At 38.1% G+C, this 19,630-nt stretch carries 16 protein-coding genes; 14 read left to right on the forward strand and 2 right to left on the reverse strand.

What is annotated here, in order from left to right:
* Nucleotides 1-28 precede the first annotated feature (28 nt).
* The 9 genes from LVD16_RS14285 (at nt 29) to LVD16_RS14325 (ending at nt 14,594) form a co-directional block, all read left to right on the forward strand.
* The gene (locus LVD16_RS14285) at nt 29-1,168 is read left to right on the forward strand and encodes a TlpA disulfide reductase family protein (RefSeq protein WP_233768942.1); all 1,140 of its coding nucleotides are present in this window, start codon (nt 29-31) and stop codon (nt 1,166-1,168) included.
* A gap of 62 nt (nt 1,169-1,230) precedes the next feature.
* Nucleotides 1,231-2,373, forward strand: coding sequence for a TlpA disulfide reductase family protein (locus tag LVD16_RS14290; RefSeq protein ID WP_233768943.1), 1,143 nt, complete (start codon nt 1,231-1,233; stop codon nt 2,371-2,373).
* A 110-nt stretch (nt 2,374-2,483) separates the two neighbouring features.
* Nucleotides 2,484-4,490, forward strand: a complete 2,007-nt coding sequence (locus tag LVD16_RS14295; RefSeq protein WP_233768944.1) for a protein-disulfide reductase DsbD family protein — start codon at nt 2,484-2,486, stop codon at nt 4,488-4,490.
* Complete coding sequence (locus LVD16_RS14300) at nt 4,475-7,282, forward strand: M16 family metallopeptidase (RefSeq protein WP_233768945.1); 2,808 nt, start codon at nt 4,475-4,477, stop codon at nt 7,280-7,282. Before LVD16_RS14295 ends, LVD16_RS14300 begins: the two co-directional genes overlap by 16 nt.
* A 42-nt stretch (nt 7,283-7,324) precedes the next feature.
* Nucleotides 7,325-10,132, forward strand: coding sequence for a M16 family metallopeptidase (locus tag LVD16_RS14305; protein WP_233768946.1), 2,808 nt, complete (start codon nt 7,325-7,327; stop codon nt 10,130-10,132).
* 896 nt (nt 10,133-11,028) lie between these two features.
* Nucleotides 11,029-11,766 (forward strand): hypothetical protein, encoded by a 738-nt coding sequence (locus LVD16_RS14310; protein WP_233768947.1) that lies wholly within the window; start codon nt 11,029-11,031, stop codon nt 11,764-11,766.
* Between the two features lie 212 nt (nt 11,767-11,978).
* Entirely contained in the window at nt 11,979-12,656 is a 678-nt protein-coding gene (gene gntA / locus LVD16_RS14315) for a guanitoxin biosynthesis heme-dependent pre-guanitoxin N-hydroxylase GntA (RefSeq protein WP_305039003.1), read from the forward strand.
* Nucleotides 12,656-13,246, forward strand: a complete 591-nt coding sequence (locus LVD16_RS14320; RefSeq protein ID WP_233768949.1) for a DUF1989 domain-containing protein — start codon at nt 12,656-12,658, stop codon at nt 13,244-13,246. Before gntA ends, LVD16_RS14320 begins: the two co-directional genes overlap by 1 nt.
* Nucleotides 13,247-13,421: 175 nt before the next feature.
* Nucleotides 13,422-14,594 carry a zinc-dependent alcohol dehydrogenase gene (locus LVD16_RS14325; protein ID WP_233768950.1) on the forward strand — a complete coding sequence of 391 codons (1,173 nt, stop codon included), beginning with the start codon at nt 13,422-13,424 and terminating at the stop codon, nt 14,592-14,594.
* A gap of 39 nt (nt 14,595-14,633) precedes the next feature.
* On the opposite strand, the gene LVD16_RS14330 is transcribed toward LVD16_RS14325, so the two are convergent.
* Nucleotides 14,634-14,909: a hypothetical protein gene (locus LVD16_RS14330; RefSeq protein ID WP_233768951.1), complete on the reverse strand. Its 276-nt coding sequence runs from the start codon at nt 14,907-14,909 to the stop codon at nt 14,634-14,636.
* 170 nt (nt 14,910-15,079) lie between these two features.
* Between LVD16_RS14330 and LVD16_RS14335 the strand changes: the two genes are divergently transcribed.
* Nucleotides 15,080-15,448: a hypothetical protein gene (locus LVD16_RS14335; RefSeq protein WP_233768952.1), complete on the forward strand. Its 369-nt coding sequence runs from the start codon at nt 15,080-15,082 to the stop codon at nt 15,446-15,448.
* Between the two features lie 26 nt (nt 15,449-15,474).
* Here the strand turns inward: LVD16_RS14335 and LVD16_RS14340 are convergent, their stop codons facing one another.
* Nucleotides 15,475-16,371, reverse strand: coding sequence for a helix-turn-helix domain-containing protein (locus tag LVD16_RS14340; RefSeq protein ID WP_233768953.1), 897 nt, complete (start codon nt 16,369-16,371; stop codon nt 15,475-15,477).
* Between the two features lie 176 nt (nt 16,372-16,547).
* On the opposite strand from LVD16_RS14340, the gene LVD16_RS14345 reads away from it, so the two are divergent.
* Genes LVD16_RS14345 through LVD16_RS14360 form a run of 4 tightly spaced genes read left to right on the forward strand, consistent with a single transcriptional unit; the run spans nt 16,548 to nt 19,630 of the window.
* The gene (locus LVD16_RS14345) at nt 16,548-17,381 is read left to right on the forward strand and encodes a DUF4440 domain-containing protein (RefSeq protein ID WP_233768954.1); all 834 of its coding nucleotides are present in this window, start codon (nt 16,548-16,550) and stop codon (nt 17,379-17,381) included.
* Nucleotides 17,382-17,415: 34 nt separating this feature from the next.
* Entirely contained in the window at nt 17,416-18,024 is a 609-nt protein-coding gene (locus tag LVD16_RS14350) for a flavodoxin (RefSeq protein ID WP_233768955.1), read from the forward strand.
* 10 nt (nt 18,025-18,034) lie between these two features.
* Entirely contained in the window at nt 18,035-18,880 is an 846-nt protein-coding gene (locus tag LVD16_RS14355) for an aldo/keto reductase (protein WP_233768956.1), read from the forward strand.
* Nucleotides 18,881-18,913: 33 nt separating this feature from the next.
* The gene (locus LVD16_RS14360; RefSeq protein ID WP_233768957.1) at nt 18,914-19,630 is read left to right on the forward strand and encodes a carboxymuconolactone decarboxylase family protein; all 717 of its coding nucleotides are present in this window, start codon (nt 18,914-18,916) and stop codon (nt 19,628-19,630) included.

The following is a 19,630-nucleotide window of genomic DNA, read 5'->3' on the forward strand; positions in this document are numbered from 1 at the left end:
CGCCTTTTCGCTAAAATTCAAAATCAACATGAGAAATATATTTTATCTAGCCTTTGGCTTGCTGGTATTTGTATGCTGTTCTGAAAATAAATATGAGGAAAATACACAGGCGAAAGGGTTTGTTTTAAGTGGTGTAGTAGGTGATTTGAACTCACCTTCTCAGGCTTATCTTAGTTATAAAGTAAATGATTCTACCGTTTATGATTCGGCTACAATAGAAAACGGGAGATTTAAATTTGAGGGTGAAGTTGAGGAGCCAGTAGCAGCCAGTATATGGGTGCGTCATGGAGACTCTATTCCTGAGAAATCATGGCACCGTGACAATATCAGTTTTTACCTGGAAAATGCTGATATGAAAATTACTTCAGAAGATTCAGTAAAAAAAGCAGAGGTAAGCGGCTCCACCTTGAATGATGAAAGCATAGAGTTTTATGGCAAGCTTCAGCCTATGACAGGTAAGGTGAGAGAGATTAGCTTACGCTTACAGGGCAAACCACAGGACGAGGCCTATATGCAATCTGTAGATACCATACGCCAATTGCAGAGGGATGTAGATACATTGTTAGTCACTTTTGTTAGCTCTCATAAAAATTCTTATATGGGTATGTTGGTATTCAACCAATATCAATTGGGGTACAATTTTGATCCCAATGTTCGTGAAAAAGAGTTCAATGAATTCGATGAGGAGTTGCGGGGATCTCAGTTGGGACAAAAGACTTTAGACAAGATCAATGTAGCCAAAAGAAGTGAGGAGGGAGCTAAGGTTTCAGACTTTACTATCGAAAATTTGGAGGGAGAGCCATTTACATTCAGCTCATTGAAGGGAGATTATGTTCTTTTAGAGTTTTGGGCCAGTTGGTGTAAACCCTGCAGAGCGGAAAATCCTAACCTCAAGAAAATCTATAGTAAACTGCAGGATCAAAACTTTGAAATTGTAGGCATATCCTTGGACGAAAGTAAAAAACCGTGGGAAAATGCTATTGAAAAAGATGAATTACCCTGGATACATATCAGTCAACTAAGGGGATTTAAAAGTGATATTGCCAAACACTATGGCATTACGGCCATACCACAAAATATGTTGGTTGATCCGGAAGGAATTATCATAGCGAAAAATCTTCGCGGGGAAGACCTTGCTACACGCCTTTCTGAGATATTCAAAAATTAAGAATTCGTTTGAAATTCATTTATAAACTGACTTTTAGAGAAGTCAAAAATCAAATTTCAATTATGAAAAACATTAAATATTTAATCGCTGCTGGCATCTTAATACTTGCATCATGCAAGGATAAGGATACCGGGCAAAAACATACTGGTTATAACATCAATGGTCAACTGATTGATTTACCAGATTCGTCAATAGCTATACTTTCTTATGAGCAGTGGGACTCCCTGGTTACTGATTCAAGTAGGGTAAAAGGTGGTGCTTTTAGTTTTAAGGGCAAAGTTGAGCACCCTGTAGAAGCGCACATTACCGTGAGACATGGCAAGAAGTTCGATAAGGAAGCCTGGAAAAATGATGCTTTTCATTTTTTTATAGAGAACAGTGATATGGAAATAAACTCTACTGATTCAATAAAAAAAGCCACCATCAAAGGATCTACACTAAATGCTCAGGCAAAGGATATAAATGACCAAATAACCCCTTTAACGGACGAAATTATAGCCTTATATGCCAGAATGAAAGACAGGACTAAGGAAGAAAAGTTAACTACTTACGATACTATCCAGGTTTATGTGGACAGCATAAAGCATGTGGCACATCAATTTATTATCTCAAATACTGACTCATATATTGCTCTGCAAAGATTTCTGAGACATGAAATGCCTAAAAATTTTGATCCTGATGCGGCGGAGTTGCTATTTAATCAATTTCCGGAGGATTTGAGAAAAACACCAACAGGCGGTAAAATCGCTGAAAAAATTGCCATAGCTAAAAAGTCTGTATTAGGTAAAGTAGCGATGGATTTCACACAAACTACCTTGGATGATAAAGAATTCAGACTCAGCTCTTTAAGAGGTAAATATGTGCTTATAGATTTTTGGGCCAGTTGGTGCAAACCATGTCGTGCAGAAAACCCCTTTGTGGTGAAAGCTTACCACAAATACAAGAAGGAGAATTTTGAGATAGTGGGTGTATCTTTGGATGTGAGCAAAGAAAACTGGTCCCAGGCAGTAGAAAAAGATGGCTTGCCATGGATTCATGTTAGTGATTTAAAATACTGGAAGAATGAAGTTGCTTTGCAGTACGGGATTAATTCTGTGCCATCAAATTTACTGATTGATCCCAATGGAGTAATTGTAGCTAAAAACTTGCGGGGTGAGGCTTTGACACAAAAGTTATCAGAGATTTTTGACAATGGAAAATCTTAATATGAAATGAACGCTGTCATCTCAATTGTAGCACCTGGTTATCCTACCTGTTACTTGTAAAATCTAATATTTTGAAAGGGTATTATAAACTGATTAAAACGTCACTTTTCATGGCGTTATTGGGATTGTTGTTGTGTAGAAGCAATAATATATCGGCTCAAATTTACGATCCTGTTAAATGGACCACTAAGGTGGAGGAAATTGAGCAAAATGAGTTTGAACTGAGTGTTATAGCTGATATTCAGGAGAGCTGGCATATTTATGGCCTTTATATTGAGCAAGGAGGACCGGTGCCTACAAAATTTACTTTTAGCGCACCAGAGGGTTATTTCTTAAAAGGAAAAATTAAAGAACCCGAGGGAGAAACTATCTTTGATCCTGTTTTCGAGATCAATACTAAATATTTTGAACACCAAGCTGTTTTTAAACAGGTAGTTCAGGTTTTATCGTCTGATATTCATCAGATCAAAGGTGAAGTAGAGTTTATGGTATGCAATGATCAGCAGTGCCTGCCACCATCTACCCAGCATCTGGTTTTTGACATGACTTCCAGCGCAAAAAATCCACTCCAGAAAGGGGAGACTAGTAAAAAATCCGACGAGGTGGCAGAGCAACCCAAAAAAGATGATATGGAGCCTTCTAAAATGCCCCAGGAAGGACTTTTGAGTATATTTTTGCTGTCATTTCTATCTGGTTTGGCCGCACTTCTAACGCCATGTGTCTTTCCTATGATTCCGCTCACCGTTAGCTTTTTTACCAAAAAGAGTAATACAAGAATAGAAGGTGTTCGTAACGCTATTCTCTACGGAGTATCCATAATTCTCATTTATGTAATCCTCGGGAGTTTAGTCACACTTATATTTGGTGCAGATGCGTTGAATGCTTTATCTACAAGCGTATGGTTTAATCTGCTGTTTTTTATCCTGCTTTTAGTTTTCTCATTTTCCTTTCTTGGAGCTTTTGAAATTGTACTGCCACATTCCTGGACTAATAAAATAGATGCTCGCGCTGATAAAGGGGGGGTAGTAGGTATATTTTTTATGGCTTTTGCCTTAGCATTAGTTTCTTTTTCATGCACAGGCCCCATTGTTGGAACTTTGTTAGTTCAGGCAGCCTCAGAAGGAGGTTTGTCACCCATTGTAGGTATGCTCGGATTTTCTATGGCCATAGCATTGCCCTTTGCATTGTTTGCCGCCTTTCCGGGCTGGCTCAATTCTTTGCCCAGGTCAGGTAGTTGGCTCAATAATGTAAAGGTGGTTCTGGGTTTTTTAGAGTTGGCGCTGGCTTTAAAATTTCTGAGTAATGCTGACCTTGTATTACAACTGCATATGCTGGAACGTGAATCATTTTTAGCCATTTGGATTGCTATTTTTGGAACGCTCACCCTCTACCTTTTCGGCAGAATAAATCTCTCTGACCATACATCACCTACACGTCTTTCAGTAGGCAGGTTAACGTTGGGCATGTTAACGTTGGCTTTTACGGTGTACTTAATTCCTGGCATTTGGGGAGCTCCTTTGAAATGGATTAGTGGTTTCCCACCTCCCCAGCATTATAGTGAGGGACTCAATGTGTTTGCCAGGGTTCAAGGTAGTAGTTCTGATTCACGGGATTTGCCCCAAGGAGCCGAATGGGGACCACATGATATCCCCGTTTTTAAAGATTACGATAAGGGAATGGCCTATGCGCAAAAGATTAATAGGCCCATTTTACTGGATTTTACCGGTTATGCCTGTGTCAATTGTCGAAAGATGGAGGAGCGAGTCTGGTCAGATCTTCAGGTTTTAGAGATATTAAGAAATGACGTGGTGCTAATTTCACTTTACGTGGATGACAAACGGAAATTGCCGGAAGAAGAACAATATATATCTGATGTCACAGGAAAAGATATAAAAACTATAGGCAATAAGTGGAGTGATTTTCAGGTCAAAAAATATAGAACTAATGCCCAGCCATATTATGTAGTTATAGATGGACAGGCGCATAACCTTAATTCCCCATCGGGGTATAATGCAGACGTCACTGCATATAAAGAGTGGTTAAAACAGGGAATTGACAATTACAATCAGCTAAAAAATTTAGAGGGGAGGTCTATAGGTTTATGTTACAATTCATAAGGATTTTATTTCAGCTTGTATTATTAGGTTTAGTTCACGTTTCATTTGCTCAAAAAAAGGAGGTGCCAGAGCCCAAGGTTGCAGATATGAACCAAGGTGTGCTGCCAAACGGGATGCATTATTATATCATGCATAATGAAGAACCGAAGGGGAGGGCGGCCTTTTATTTCGCCCAAAATGTAGGTTCAATTTTGGAAGAAGATAGTCAGAGAGGACTAGCTCACTTTTTGGAACATATGGCTTTTAATGGGACACAGCATTTTCCTGACAAAGCTATGTTGAAGTATTTAGAGAAGCATGGGGTGAGATTTGATAGAGAAATAAATGCATTTACCAAATATGATGAAACCGTGTACAGCATTAGGAATGTACCTGTAGAAGATCCTGAGCTGATAGATTCTGTTTTATTAATCCTACATGACTGGTCTGGGTATTTAACCTTAGCTGAAGATGAGATAGATAATGAACGCGGTGTGGTGCATGAAGAGTGGCGTTCTCGCTACAATGCCCAAAAACGAGCGCAGGATTCAGTGCTCGAATTGGGGCTCTTGTCAGGATCTAAATACGCTCAGCGTTCTCCTATCGGATTAATGCCTATTATAGACAATTTTGAATATGAAACACTAAGAAATTATTATAGAAAATGGTATCGCCCTGATCAGCAGGCAGTAATAGTTGTAGGAGACTTTGACCAGGAGACAGTAGCCAGTAAAGTGAAAAAGATGTTTGGTGACATTCCCTTGAGAACGGATCTGCCAAAGCGCCCTATTTTTAAAGTGCCGTTTAGTGAAGATTTTACTTATGTGCCTATTAAAGATGATGAACTGCGTATTCCTACTATTCAATATTTCATCAAGCACCTGCCAGATACCACTCTCACCCAGTTAGAACGGATTGAAAAAGATTTGAAGCTCACTATGGTCAGGAGTATTTTAGATGCTCGCCTCATAGCCTCAGCTGGCAAACCCGGAAGCCCTGTATTCTCAGCTCGTTTTTTTAAAGAAGATGTGGTGAGACCACTCGAAGTGCTCAAAATAGAATTACAACCTAAAAGTGACAGTCTACTATCGGCCATCAAATGGGCGGCTATAGAACTGAAGAGATTTGACCTACACGGTGCCACCAAGAAAGAATTTGATCGTGTCAAATCTTCGATGATCCAGCGTTTTAAATCTGGGATTGAAAAGCCGGGTAATTCTAATGTATTTAATGCCATTGCCATTTACGAAACCCTTTTTAAAGGTGATAAATATCTGGATTATAAGTGGGAGCAGGAGTACCAGTTAAATTATTTAATATCACTTTCAGAAGAAGACCTGATCCCGATTTTTAAAGAGTACTACAGCATGCAGGGTAATGTAGTGGCCATTTTAGGCACCGAAAAATTGCCTTATCCAGAGGCAGGTCAGGTGTTGAATACCTTGAAATTGGTGAATGATGCCCAGCCTAAACCTTATGAGGAGGTTGAGGTTAAGGCTAAAAAATTGGAAAGTTTAGAGTTGCCAGGCAGTGAGATTGTAAAGAAAAAACAATTGGTCGATGACGGTGGCACTAAATATACTTTGGCTAATGGTGCAGAAGTGTATTTATATGCCCCCAAATCTCCCCTGGATATTGTATACTTTAAAGCTGTAAGCCAGGGAGGTCGATCTGTGCTGCCTCAAGACCTTCTGAGTAACTCACTTTATGCGACCCATTTTAGTGCAGAGTCAGGCGTGGCCAATTTGAACAAGAAAGAGTTGGGTAAATCGGATGAGGTTGTGATGCCGACCGTAAAGATAGAGGAGTATCAGGAAATACTGGATGGCTATGCAAATGTTAATAATCTGGAGAAATTAAATAAAGGTATCTACCTCGCCTTTACTCAACCACGTTTTGATGCCGATGTATTTGACACCACGCTTCAAAATTTAAAACGGCTTCTTACTATGCTTCAAAGTAATATCCAATCGAGCTTGTCAGATTCTCTGCAAATGATAAAAACCAATTACAATAAACGTGAAGTACACCTGAGCGAGCAGCTTTTAAGGGAGCTCGATATGCAAAAGATAGAAGCGGTGTATAGGGATAGAATTACCAACGCTGCTGACTTTAAGTTTGTTTTTATGGGTGATGTTGAGGAAGATGCTTTTCAAGAGATCATTCAAAAATACATAGGAAGCATTCCAGGCACGCATTCCTCTGAAAAATATATTGACAGAGGCCTCAGACCTGCGCCAGGTATCAATAAACTCCACATGATTCGGGATATGCAAACACCTCAAGCTACAGTAAATGTGTATGTTACAAGGAGCCTGGCTTACACTTATAAGAACAAAATAGCCATGGAGGTTATTGAACAGCTATTAGGTAAGAGCTACCTTGAGAAGATACGAGAAGAAGAAGGTGGCACTTATGGTGTACGCGTAAATGGTGGCTTGAAACATCTTCCTGATGACCATTTTGAATTGAACATTAGCTTCAATGGTAATCCTGATAAAATAGACAAGCTGGTTTCCATCGTGCATCAGGAGCTAAAAAGGCTTTCTCATGAGATAGACCCCGTTGCCTTTGAGGAGATAAAGAGCAATCTGAAAAAAGCAGCTACAGAAAACCAGGATAACAATAGGTTCTACTTTGAAGAAATAATTGAAAGTGTGGAAACAGGACTACCTGTACATACTGTTAATGAACGTCTTAAGAGTATTGAAAGACTTACTACAAGTGATATTATGGAGGTGGCAAAAAAAATTAATAAAACTCGCCGAGTAGTGGAGGCTGTTCTTTCACCTCCTACATCAGTCACTGAATAATTAATAAACTAGATTAGAAAAACCACAGATAATTTATACGATATGAATTTTGAACTAAAGGCATGCGTCTTTTTATTGTTAGCGCTGAGCTTTCAAAAAATGACATTTGCGCAAAAGAAGGATAATACCACTTTTAAAGAGGCAAATATAACACAGGGCGTTCTTAAAAACGGTCTGCACTATTATATAATGCATCACGAGGAGCCAAAAGAGCGAGTTTCCTTTTACTTTGCCCAGAATGTAGGCTCTATTCTAGAAAACGATGGTCAACAAGGGTTGGCTCATTTTCTGGAACACATGGCTTTTAATGGCACTGAGCATTATAAGGATAAAGAAATGCTTGAATACCTGGAGAAGAACGGTATTAAATTTGGCTCAGAAATTAACGCTTTTACCAGTTTTGATGAAACGGTTTATAACATTAACAAAGTGCCTGTGCAAAATGAACAGCTCCTGGATTCAGTGCTTTTGGTGCTTCGCGATTGGTCTGGAGGGCTATTACTTACTGAATCGGAAATTGATAAAGAACGCGGCGTAGTAATGGAGGAATGGCGCTCGCGTAATACTCCAAGAAACAGAGCTTCTGAAAAAATATTTAAGCAAGGAGTGCTTAAAGGCTCAAAATACGAAAACAGGATGCCTATTGGGCAAATGGAAGTGGTAGATAATTTTGAGTATGGTGTTTTAAGAGACTACTATAACCGATGGTATAGACCGGATCAGCAGGCTGTGGTCATTGTTGGTGATATTGATCCTAAAATAATAGAGAAGAAGGTGAAGGATACTTTCGCCAGCATACCACTTTTAAAGGATTTGCCTGAACGTCCGACATTTGATGTGGCCATAAGTAAGGAATTTAACTATATAACTGCTACAGATAAAGAGCTCGGCGAACCGGTTATACAATATTATATTCAGCATAAGGCAAACAAATCCTTAAGTATGAAAGAGGAAATTCAGGAGGATTTAAAATATCAACTTTCCAGATATATTTTTAATCTGCGACTAAGTGAAATAGCTCGTTCTGAACATAGTCCAGTGCTATCTGCTGGTTTTGGTCTCTCTAATTTTGTGAGGCCTCTTGATGTCCTTAGTATGACAGCTCAGCCTAAAAAAGATAGCCTTACCGCTGCTCTGGAATTTACATTTACTGAGCTTAAAAGGTTTATGGTTTATGGCCCAGCAGAAGCGGAGTTAAGCAGGGCCAAAGCCGCTTTTAAAACAAGTCTTGAGTCGTCTTTGAAAAATATTGATAAGCACAGTAATGATGCTTATGCTCATGAGATATATAATGCCTTTTTTGAAAAGCAAAAAGTAGCTGACAGAGAGTGGAATCTTAATTATAGAATCTCATACTTGGAAAGCCTACATTCTGATGACTTGCTTAGCTATCTCAAAAGCTATTATTCCACAAAGGGTAATATAGTTGCTTTTACAGGTTCTGATAAGGTGGAATATCCTGGCAAGCAGGAGGTAGTCAATATTATGAACAAAGTGAAAAAATCCGCACTTGAGCCATTTAAGGAGGAATTGTCTGATAAAAAATTAATTGAACAGACATTACCTGTTGGTGAAATTGTAAGCACCCAGGATTTTGAGGGAATTAACGCAAAAACCTATACTTTATCTAATAGGGCCAGAGTTACCTTGTTTCCCACTACTTTTGATAAAGAGAAGGTGTTTTTTCAGGCCTACAGTCCAGGGGGTAAATCATTATTGGCTACCAAACAATTAAGCAATGCATTGGTGGCCACCTCTCTTGCCTCAGAATCTGGTATAGGGAGTATGAATAAAGTAGAACTTGGTAAATTTCTTCAAGGCAAGCAAACTTCCATTACATTGGAAATAGGGGATCATGGTGAAGCTATGGCTGGAGAAAGTAGCCTTGATGATATTGAAACCTTAATGCAACGCATCTACCTGGCTTTTACCGCGCCTAGATTTGACGAAGACGCGTTCGGTATAATTAAGCAAAGTTTAGAAAACTCACTAACGGCAAAAAATAATAACGTAAAAAGTGATTTTGGTGATTCTGTAAATTTGGCCCAGAATAATTATAGCGATCGAACGGTACTTTTTAATAAGGGACTCATTAATGATCTCTCTGTAGATGCCATGGAGCAGGTTTACACGGATCGTTTTAAAAATGCTTCTGATTTTGACTTCATTTTTGTAGGTGATTTTGAGAATGAAAAATTTCTCGAGCTTATTAAAACGTATATCGGAAATATCCCTGGTGATGGTTCAAAGGAAAGGTCGGTAAACCATTTTATGAAACCAAAGACGGGTATAACTAAAGTTCACCTAAATAGAAAAATGGAGACCCCACAGACCACAGTTAATATATATCTTACCGGCGATTTACAATACAACAAAGAGAATAGGCTTATATTAAATATAATTGGCCAACTACTAGGCAAGCGCTATCTGGACAGGATACGTGAGGATGAAGGTGGTTCCTATGGTGTACAGGCCTATGGTTATATGCAAAACATACCTGAAGACAACTTTGTGATCAGTATCGGTTTTAATTGTAACCCTAAAAAGGCTGAGCAATTAACAGATATTGTATATGAAGAAATTAAACAATTATCAAATTCGCTAGATAGCAAGGAACTCCAGGAGATTAAAAGCAACCTAAAAAAAGGAGTAGTTGAAAACAGGGAAAACAACCGCTATTGGTTAAATAAGATTACTAGTAGTATAAAAAATGACCTACCGTTGTCTACCGAAGAGGAGTTGATTTCAAGTATCGACGCCATCACTGAAAAAGACATTAAAGAAGTGGCGGCTAAAATCAATGAAAACACTAGGGTAATAGAAGGGGTCTTAAATCCTGTAATGAATTAACTATCAGTCATTTGTTTTAGGAAGGAAATAAGGGTTTCAGATGCTTTTCTGAAACTCTTATTCTTTAAGGGGTTTTAGTCTTAAATTTGGTGTGAAATCTTGCCGCCTGGCTGATAGCCATACATCGGGTTTTCCTGCCAGATCGAACTTGTCATTAATTATAGAATTAGTTTAGCTATGCACATAGTCAGGCAATTCAGTATCACCTTTTTCCACTTTGTTACTTTTTCCAAATAGCCCTATAAATGACTTTGCAGCTTTGCTCCCCGCCAGCGCTACGAAAAAGTTTAATACCGACCACCTGCTTTCTAGGTAGAATAGACAGTTTTGGGCACTCCTAGGGTAATTTCTGAGATTTTTCTACATAAGGCCACATCTTTTCTTCGTAACCCATAAAGGCCTCTTGATGATTCTCGTGTTTGAAAAGTTCACCCGCAAGAATATAAGCTCCCGTCATGGCAAGGTCAGTTCCTTTTCCAGAAATAGGGGTGGGGCCATAGGAAGCATCAGCCGTTAAGGCTAATTAGGAGAGCCAAGCTAATATCAGTCACTAAAAAAGGTCATGACCTTCTGAAGGATTACTATGAAAAGCTAAACCAGCTGCCCGATCTTTTGGTCAATATTGATGTAGATGCACAGCGTACTCTAGTCGCGCAATTAGAAATGTTAGATGACTACCATACCCAACAGTATGAGTTGAAAAAGGGAATTTCATAAAGAAATGTAAGTTGGTGAGCCGCTCTGGTTTGTTAAAGTATTTCAGGAAGTTCCACATAAAGTATTTCAGTGCTTACACAAATCTGTTAGCATTATTAAACATGTTTTGAAGTGTCAAATTATAAAATGAAGCTCTTCTGACTTATCACAGAGATAGATTTGGTTTAAAATTTAATATAATGATGAACCAGCTATCTTATCAATGTTTTCTAAAACTTCTCAAACTCATCACCTATGCTTACGCTATTTTATTTCTATTAAGTAGTTGTGGAGATACTGATGACCAAACACCTCATGAAGACGACTACGCTTATGAAAATTTAAATAACCTAAAATCCGATGACAAGTTCATTGACTTGGTGAGTCGGTGGTTATCTAGCGCAAAGCAGGCTACGGATTATGCAAGAGCTCATGAGCTCTATGAAAAGCAAGAGGAGTTATCTCAGCAAGAAAAGCTAGAATTAGCTATTGCCCTAGGGTATGAGTCTGTTCAAAGTATGAATGAGTCCCATAATATCCTATGGGATAGCTGGATTGAGGTAGTAGCGAGATTTGGTCTCATAGATTATGAAGCTGAGGAAGTAAGTCAGATATACATAGAAGTAGTGAAGAAACTTACTATGGAAAATAATTTACTAGGTCGTTTATTTGATGAAAGAGATCAATTTTGTAAGGACCAGTTCTACCGGTGTTCCCAAGGTGCCTTTGAACGCAATTTCAGAGCTACAGGAGAAATGTGTAAATTATATCTACCCTTTGAAGATGAGTATGATCCCGTTAATATAATTTCCTGTGATGAGTTTCAACCGGATAGTAGAGCTCATGCCCAAATGTTGACAAGTTTAGCTGGCTGTGAGTTTCAATATGAATGCTGTTTAATTGGATATGATTCTAATGATTGCATGCTCATGTTCTGATTAACATCATATAATACTTATAATATTAACCAAAGAAGGATTTGATTACTATGCTTGAAATTTCAAATGGATACTTCCTAGTACTTTTTAAAAATTTATAAATTGATCCATGGCCATGTAGAAACTCATAGTCAATCGTGTGGCCATAATTCCTTAGCCATCAGGGAAAAAAGGCTATTTTTTATGTTTTATGCAACGGGAGTGGAATTTGTATTAGCGTCTCAAAATTAAAACCTAAAACAATGAACGCTCAATCAATAATAAAACAGCATATAGCAGATGATAACTTTCCTTGTTTAATGGGAAAATCGACTTTGAAATCCGATACGCTTAAAATCGTAGATTATCAATATTTCAACAATGTAGAATCTACCAGGAAACTATATCAAGATCTTCTTGCTTTCACCAGAAGTGTCAAAGGTAATTCCAAAAAGTTTTACAGTTTTATTGCTTCTTTTTCATTGGAAAAGATAAGATCTGAAAAGGAGTTCGAAAAAGTAATGTGGCAACAGCTTCAACTGCTAAATAGTGTAGATAACTACTCGTGGGATGGTACTGTGAGCGATAATCCGGAGGACAACAATTTTAGCTTTAGCGTAGGGGGGAAGGCTTTTTATATCGTGGGAATGCACCCTAAAAGCTCAAGACTTTCAAGACAATGCCCCATACCAGCCATGGTTTTTAATCTACATTATCAATTTGAAAACTTAAAGGCATCAGGAAAATACCAGGTGATGAAGCATAAAATCCGTGACAATGATGCGAAAATTCAGGGAGACTTAAATCCGATGTTAGAAGATTTTGGCGCTGATAGTGAGGCTAAGCAGTATAGTGGAAGAGCTGTAGATAATCAATGGAAATGTCCTTTTTTAAATCAAAGTAGAGTTTAATGATACATATTATTCAAAAGCAAAGTGGAGAAGCTTTCACCATTAAAAAGGGTCAATACCTAAAAGTTATTGACCCAACTGGGGAGCAGGTGAGTGACATGGTGCTCTTTAATGCTAATGATAAAAGAGAGACAATATCTTCTGGCAAATCTCTCGATTTTGAGGAAACACTCTTACTCACCAAAGGAAATAAACTGTGGAGCAATAGATCTAACGTTATGGCCAGTATCATTGAGGATACTAACGGTAGAAATGATTTTTTACTCGCCCCGTGTAGTCCTGAAACTTTTGAGATCATGTATAAGCATGAAGGGTATCACCCTAGTTGCTTTGAAAACCTTTATACTCACCTAGCGAAGTATGATATCGGCCCAGATGATATACCTACGGCATTTAATATTTTTATGAATGTACAATTTGCACCAGATGGAAGAATACAAGTTTGTCCACCTACCAGTAAATCGGGTGACTATGTGATATTTAAGGCTGAAATGGATTTGATAGTAGGGCTAACCGCTTGCTCGGCCGAGGATAGCAATAACGGAAGTTTTAAACCTATTCATTTTGAGGTGCTAAACCAATTCAGTTGATTTTCATAATGCTAATGTGTATAATATTAGCATGAAGATATTAATGAGTCAATATAGCCCCTTTAATGGGGCTTTTTTACTCTTGCAATGATTAAAAAACATACAATAGATAGTGTAATATAGTGGTATGATCTTAGTATTCATACTGTGAATCTAAACTTAAAATATTCGAAGTATGAAAGCACTATGTTGGCACGGGAAAAATGACGTGCGTATTGATACAGTTCCTGATCCTATTATTGAAGATCCGGATGATGTAATAATCAAGGTTACCTCCACCGCTATTTGCGGCTCTGATCTTCACTTATTAGGAGGTTTGGTTCCCACTATGCAGGAGGGAGACATTCTAGGACATGAGTTTATGGGAGAGATTGTCGAGTTAGGAAAGAATGTGACCAAATTTAAGAAAGGTGATCGAGTAGTGGTGCCATTTACTATATCCTGTGGTCATTGTACTTACTGTGAGCAGGATGAATACTCGTTATGTGATAATAGCAATCCAAAACCAGAGCTAGCCAAGGAGAATATGGGACATGCCATGGCTGGTTTATTTGGCTACTCTCATATGACAGGTGGCTTTTCGGGAGGTCAGGCCGAATATGTGCGAGTTCCTTATAGCAGTGTTGGTCCCATTAAAGTACCTGAGGAGTTAGGTGATGAGAAAGTGCTCTTTCTTTCCGATATTTTTCCGACAGGTTATATGGCAGCGCTTAATGCAGACATTAAAAATGGTGATGTAGTTGCGGTTTGGGGCTGTGGTCCAGTGGGGCAATTCACTATTAAAAGCGCATGGATGATGGGAGCCTCTAGGGTAATAGCCATTGATTCCGTTCCTGAGCGGCTAGAGTTAGCTAGGTCTTTCGGAAAGGCTGAAACTATTAATACTACCAATGCAACAGAAGTATATGATTTACTTATGGAAATGACATCTGGTAAAGGTCCTGACTGTTGTATTGACTCGGTAGGAGCGGAAGCTCACGGGACAGGTAGATTAGAAGTGATTAAGGATGATATTAAAGATTTGGCAAGAATTGATGGTGATCACCCTTATGTTTTAGAACAAATCATCAAATGTTGTAAGAAGGGTGGTAATGTTTCAATACCAGGAGTGTACATCGATAAAGTGGAAATACCTTTTGGAGCGGCTATGAATAAAGGACTCACTTTTAAAATGGGGCAGACCCATGTGCAAGCATTTCTTGAGCCATTGTTAAACAAAATCAAGAGTGAAGAAATTGATCCATCGGCTATTATCACACATAGATTGAAACTGGATGATGCTCCTGAGGCATATAAAACATTCAGAGATAAGAAGGATAAATGCATTAAGGTGGTAATGACTCCTTAAAAAATAAAGGTAGATTATTTTATAATCTACCTTTATTCATCATCCAAATTCCTTAAGTTCAGCGGTCATCTCCTTCTCAAGAACTAAATGCTCAATTACTTCCAGTAGCTTATTCTCACAGTATACCAGTTCATCACCTTTCATTTTAATGACCTTTGTAATGTTATCAATACATTCTTTCTCATCGGAGTTGAGGGCCGTACTTTGTTCATTATAAAGAATTATAGCTGTCAGTTTGGATCTTAATTCCAAAGAGGCTTGCTGCAATTTTTTTGTGTACTCAGTAATTTGCTTTAGATCATCAATTTTACTCATCTTTCTATAAGGTTTGAATAGTCAATGTTCAAATAGACATAACCCATAACTCTAAAAATTGTTGACGCAAATTGGTAGATATTTAACGCTATATGACCTTATTTTCCATCAAGTGATTTTATAATTAGTAATTGCTAATTAAATTAGTAAAATACTTAATATAATAAATCATGAAATTGGAGGTAGGGTTTTATAAGGTTAAGAAAAAAGGGTTTGGAGGGAAATTTCATTATCTGACAATCTTTTATAGAGGTAAAGAAAAATTTTTCAGAATTGACAATTTACCAGAGATGAAGTGTGATAGAGGGTCATTGCCATTTGATGATATTGAGCATATCACAAGATTAAAAAGACCCTTGGATATCGCCAAGGTAATGCTTCATATTGAGTGGACCGATAGTGCTGGAGATGACTTTCATATTAATTTTAGAGATATCCAGATGTTTAGATCATTATTTGAGTTATATCCAGAAATAGGGGAGACCTGTGGAGCAAATAGAAGAAAGCCTAAAGTGCTTTCGGATCATAACTCAAAATAGTTTCTAAATTAAAATCACTTGATTATTTAATTTCGATTCCGAAACTCACTTGGAGTTATACCCACTTTCTGTTTAAATAGCCGGTGAAAGTGCTGCGGATATTTAAAACCTAATTCAAAGGCAATTTCTTTCACTGATTTGCTGGAATCGAATATTTTGTCTTTGGCTAATTCTATTAATTTAGTTTGGATATATTCCTGAGCAGATTTTCCGGTCTCTTTTTTTACCAATTCTCCAAAATAATTGGCGGATAAATGCAACTGATCAGCAAAGTAAGCCACCGATGGCAGGCCTTCCGTGTATGGTTTTTCAGAATTAAAATAGCCATTCATTAAATCTTCAAATCCCGCCAAAATACCAGTGTTTATATGTTGTCGGGTAATAAATTGCCTGTCATAAAACCGATCACAATAGTCTAATAATAAACCAATGTTTGAGTTGATGAGCTTTTTGCTATGCTTATCTATTGGCCTTTTTATCTCATTTTCAATTTTGTCAAGTACATCTAAAAAAGTTTGCATCTCTTCTGTGGATAGATGAAGTGCTTCACTGAGTTTGTAGGAGAAAAAACCGTAGTCTTCAATCTGTTTCACTAGCGGAGATCCTAAAATTAGATCCGGATGAAAGTTTAGCGCCCTGCCCAGAGGTTGATAGATATCGGTTTTATCTCGCACGTCTATTACCTGACCTGGGCCTATAAACACCAATGTGCCTTCCTGATAGTCATAAGTATGTTTTCCATAAATGAGATCACCACATTTTACTTCTTTTAATATTATCGCATAGGTGCCAAAGGTCATTTTGTGCCCATGTCTTGGCTTAGCTTTAGAGAAGTCCAGGACACTTACCAGAGGATGATGGGTGGTGTGGTTATTAAAATCATTATAGTCTTTAACCGTGTCGAATGTTTTGTGATCACTCATATTACTAATCTTTAAGAGCTCCAATGTAAGGCTATTATTGATGGTTTATGCCTCAATAAGTAATTATGGTAGGCATAACCGTAATATATATACTTACTTCCAGATGATCCAGCCGTAAGATTGTATAAAGCTAACAGAAGTCAATGAAATGAAATTCATTTAAATATTCCATACACATGAAAAAGCAATTATTATTTGGACTTATGTACACCATGCTGTCATATGCAGCTTTGGCTCAAGAGTCTGTATTTCCCCAAGGAGAAAAAGCACCTAATGTGCATCATACAGGAGATGTTTGGCTCAATCATATCAGTGCCTCAGATGATACTTTCGATTACAATATTGTACTCGCTACTATGGCCGCTGGCGCCAGGCTTAACTGGCATAAACATCCTGAAGGACAGCAACTGCTCATTACTAAAGGAGTAGGTCTCTATCAGGAGCGTGGGAAAAAAGGTCAGGTGGTATATGCAGGTGATGTGATTAAATGTACACCTAATGTTGAGCACTGGCATGCAGCAGCTCCAAACAGTGATTTTGCCTATCTGGCTATTTCAGGTACTAAGCCTACAGTATGGACTACCGAACTTACGCAAGAAGAGTACAGTGCCATAGATATACCAAGTGAAGAAGATCTCGAACAAAAAATTATAACCCTTTCTGGACAGAAATGGAAATGGATGGCAAACAAAGAAAATGACAAGCTGGAGAAGTTATTCCATGACAAAGCAGAGTTTGTGCATATGGGAGGTTCATGGGGGAAAGAACAGGAGTTAAATATCATTAAGAGTGGTGGTATTTGGTACAAGAAAGCTGATGTTCACGAGGTTAGAGCTAATGTTATAGACAATACCGTTATACTTCTCAATAGAATAACACTAGTGGCAGAAGTAGGGGGCAATGAAGTAACTAATCCGTTTGAAGTAACTGAGGTTTATGTGCATGAAGGGGGAGAATGGAAGCTTGGCTCGCTATCATTTACCAACTTGCTCACCTCGGGTGACCATTGAAATGTTGAGGTTAAAGAAGTTCAGTTTCACAAATATGATATTGCAAATTTTATTATTCAGTGCCTTTTTTCTGACCTGCAATTCAAGGGGTGAGGAGTACAATAAAGCTGTAGAAAAGCCACTGCCAGAAGGCACTCTTATCTTATATCTTTCTCGCACCAATAATACCAAAGCTGTAGCTGAAATGATACATCAGCAGGTTGGAGGAAGTTTATTGCCGCTTGAATTAGAGAATCCATATCCTGAAGATTATCAGCAAATAGTGGATCAGGTGGCTGATGAAAACGCATCAGGGTATTTGCCACCACTAAAAACTAAGATCGACATAGATGCCTATGATACTATTTTTCTTGGTTTTCCTACATGGGGAATGCAGCTGCCACCACCTGTGAAAAGCTTTCTAAATGAATATAATCTTCGGGGTAAAACCATCATTCCATTCAATACTAATGCTGGTTATGGGGTAGGTAGCAGCTTCAATACAGTAAAGGAATTATGCCCTAACAGCACTGTACTTGAGGGGTTTACTACTAAAGGAGGTATAGAAAGAGATGGTGTTTTATTTGTTATGGAAGGGGAAAAACAGGTGGAAGTCCAAGGGCAGGTGGCAGCATGGTTAAAAAGAATAAATGTATTTAAGTAAAACTTTTAGGATGAAGACTATTCAATTAAATAATGGGGTAGAGATGCCCATTTTAGGATATGGAGTTTATCAAATTCCAGATTATGATGAATGTAAAAAGAGTGTTTTAAAGGCACTTGAAGCTGGTTATCGAAGCATTGATACAGCTCAGGCCTATCAGAACGAGCAGGCCGTGGGAGATGCCATTAGAGAAAGTGGCATTAAAAGAGAAGAGCTATTTATAACCACAAAATTATGGATTTCAGATTATGGATTTGAAAATGCGCAGAAGGCCTTTGAACAGTCCATCAATAAATTACAATTAGATTATTTAGATCTCTATTTACTTCATCAGCCATACAATGATGTTTATGGCTCTTGGCGAGCACTTGAAAATTTGCAAAAAACAGGAAAAACAAAGGCAATAGGAGTGAGTAATTTTTTCCCTGATAGGTTGGTGGATTTGGTGAGTTATAATGAGATAACACCTGCAGTAAATCAAATAGAAACACATGTCTTTTATCAGCGATTCAAAGATCATGATGTGATGAATGAGTTGGGTGTTCAACATGAATCATGGGCCCCATTTGCAGAAGGTAAAAACGACTATTTCCAAAATGAAATCTTAACCAAAATTGGGGCTAAATATGGGAAATCTGTGGCTCAGGTCACGCTTAGATGGATGATACAGAGAAATATTGTTGTAATTCCTAAGTCAGTTACGCCCTCAAGAATAGAGCAAAATATTGATGTTTTTGATTTCGAATTATCTCAGGAAGACATGAGTGCGATAGCACGGCTGGATACTAATGAAACCAAATTCTTTGATCATCGCGACCCGGAAAGAGTGAAATGGTTTGCATCTCTAAAAAGATAGTTATACAATATGCCTAATCTAAAGCACGCTCTTATGTTGAAAATATTCACTGGTCTAATGATCTTTTTAGCTCCAAGCCTTCAAGGGCAAAAACTAATTGATAAATCCAGTGGACTATCACCTCAGCAGCAATCTATTGTGCGAATTTCTTCATTGGCTGCTCAAGGCGATTTGGAGGGGCTCAGAAGTGCTCTTGATGAGGGTTTGAATAATGGACTTACCATCAATGAAATAAAAGAGGTGTTAGTCCATATCTATGCGTATTGTGGTTTTCCCAGAAGTATCAGAGGCTTGCAAACTTTCATGATGGTTTTGGAGGTAAGGAAGCAAAATGGTGTGCAAGATGAGTGGGGAAAGGAAGCTTCTCCTATTGTGGATACTCGTGATAGGTATCAAAGAGGACTGGAAACACTAGAAGAATTGCTGAAGGCAAAACTGGATGGCTCAAAGCCAGGCTACCAGCAATTTTCGCCTGAAATAGATGTTTTCCTAAAAGAACATTTATTTGCTGACATTTTTGAACGGGACGTCCTAACCTTTAAGCAAAGAGAGTTAACCACTATTTCTGTAATAGCTGCCCTTGGGGATTTGGAGCCAATGTTAAAATCACATATGAAGATCTGCCTTAAGACCGGTCTAACGGCATCAGAACTTGAGGATTATATAATCACTATTAAAAAGATAATAGGTAACAAAAAAACAAAAGTAGCAAAGAAAATACTTAAAGAGGTACTCAGTGATGAAATGTAA

The organism is Fulvivirga ligni (assembly GCF_021389935.1).
Classification (GTDB): Bacteria; Bacteroidota; Bacteroidia; order Cytophagales; family Cyclobacteriaceae; genus Fulvivirga; species Fulvivirga ligni.

Excerpts from the sequence above, each read along its gene's own strand:
- LVD16_RS14340 (WP_233768953.1), bottom strand. The coding sequence starts at position 16,371 with ATGAGTGATCACAAAACATTCGACACGGTTAAAGACTATAATGATTTT.
- LVD16_RS14285 (WP_233768942.1), top strand. The coding sequence starts at position 29 with ATGAGAAATATATTTTATCTAGCCTTTGGCTTGCTGGTATTTGTATGC.
- LVD16_RS14360 (WP_233768957.1), top strand. The coding sequence starts at position 18,914 with ATGTTGAAAATATTCACTGGTCTAATGATCTTTTTAGCTCCAAGCCTT.
- LVD16_RS14335 (WP_233768952.1), top strand. The coding sequence starts at position 15,080 with ATGAAATTGGAGGTAGGGTTTTATAAGGTTAAGAAAAAAGGGTTTGGA.
- LVD16_RS14330 (WP_233768951.1), bottom strand. The coding sequence starts at position 14,909 with ATGAGTAAAATTGATGATCTAAAGCAAATTACTGAGTACACAAAAAAA.
- LVD16_RS14305 (WP_233768946.1), top strand. The coding sequence starts at position 7,325 with ATGAATTTTGAACTAAAGGCATGCGTCTTTTTATTGTTAGCGCTGAGC.
- LVD16_RS14320 (WP_233768949.1), top strand. The coding sequence starts at position 12,656 with ATGATACATATTATTCAAAAGCAAAGTGGAGAAGCTTTCACCATTAAA.
- LVD16_RS14325 (WP_233768950.1), top strand. The coding sequence starts at position 13,422 with ATGAAAGCACTATGTTGGCACGGGAAAAATGACGTGCGTATTGATACA.
- LVD16_RS14290 (WP_233768943.1), top strand. The coding sequence starts at position 1,231 with ATGAAAAACATTAAATATTTAATCGCTGCTGGCATCTTAATACTTGCA.
- LVD16_RS14310 (WP_233768947.1), top strand. The coding sequence starts at position 11,029 with ATGATGAACCAGCTATCTTATCAATGTTTTCTAAAACTTCTCAAACTC.
- LVD16_RS14345 (WP_233768954.1), top strand. The coding sequence starts at position 16,548 with ATGAAAAAGCAATTATTATTTGGACTTATGTACACCATGCTGTCATAT.
- LVD16_RS14350 (WP_233768955.1), top strand. The coding sequence starts at position 17,416 with ATGATATTGCAAATTTTATTATTCAGTGCCTTTTTTCTGACCTGCAAT.
- LVD16_RS14295 (WP_233768944.1), top strand. The coding sequence starts at position 2,484 with ATGGCGTTATTGGGATTGTTGTTGTGTAGAAGCAATAATATATCGGCT.
- LVD16_RS14355 (WP_233768956.1), top strand. The coding sequence starts at position 18,035 with ATGAAGACTATTCAATTAAATAATGGGGTAGAGATGCCCATTTTAGGA.
- LVD16_RS14300 (WP_233768945.1), top strand. The coding sequence starts at position 4,475 with ATGTTACAATTCATAAGGATTTTATTTCAGCTTGTATTATTAGGTTTA.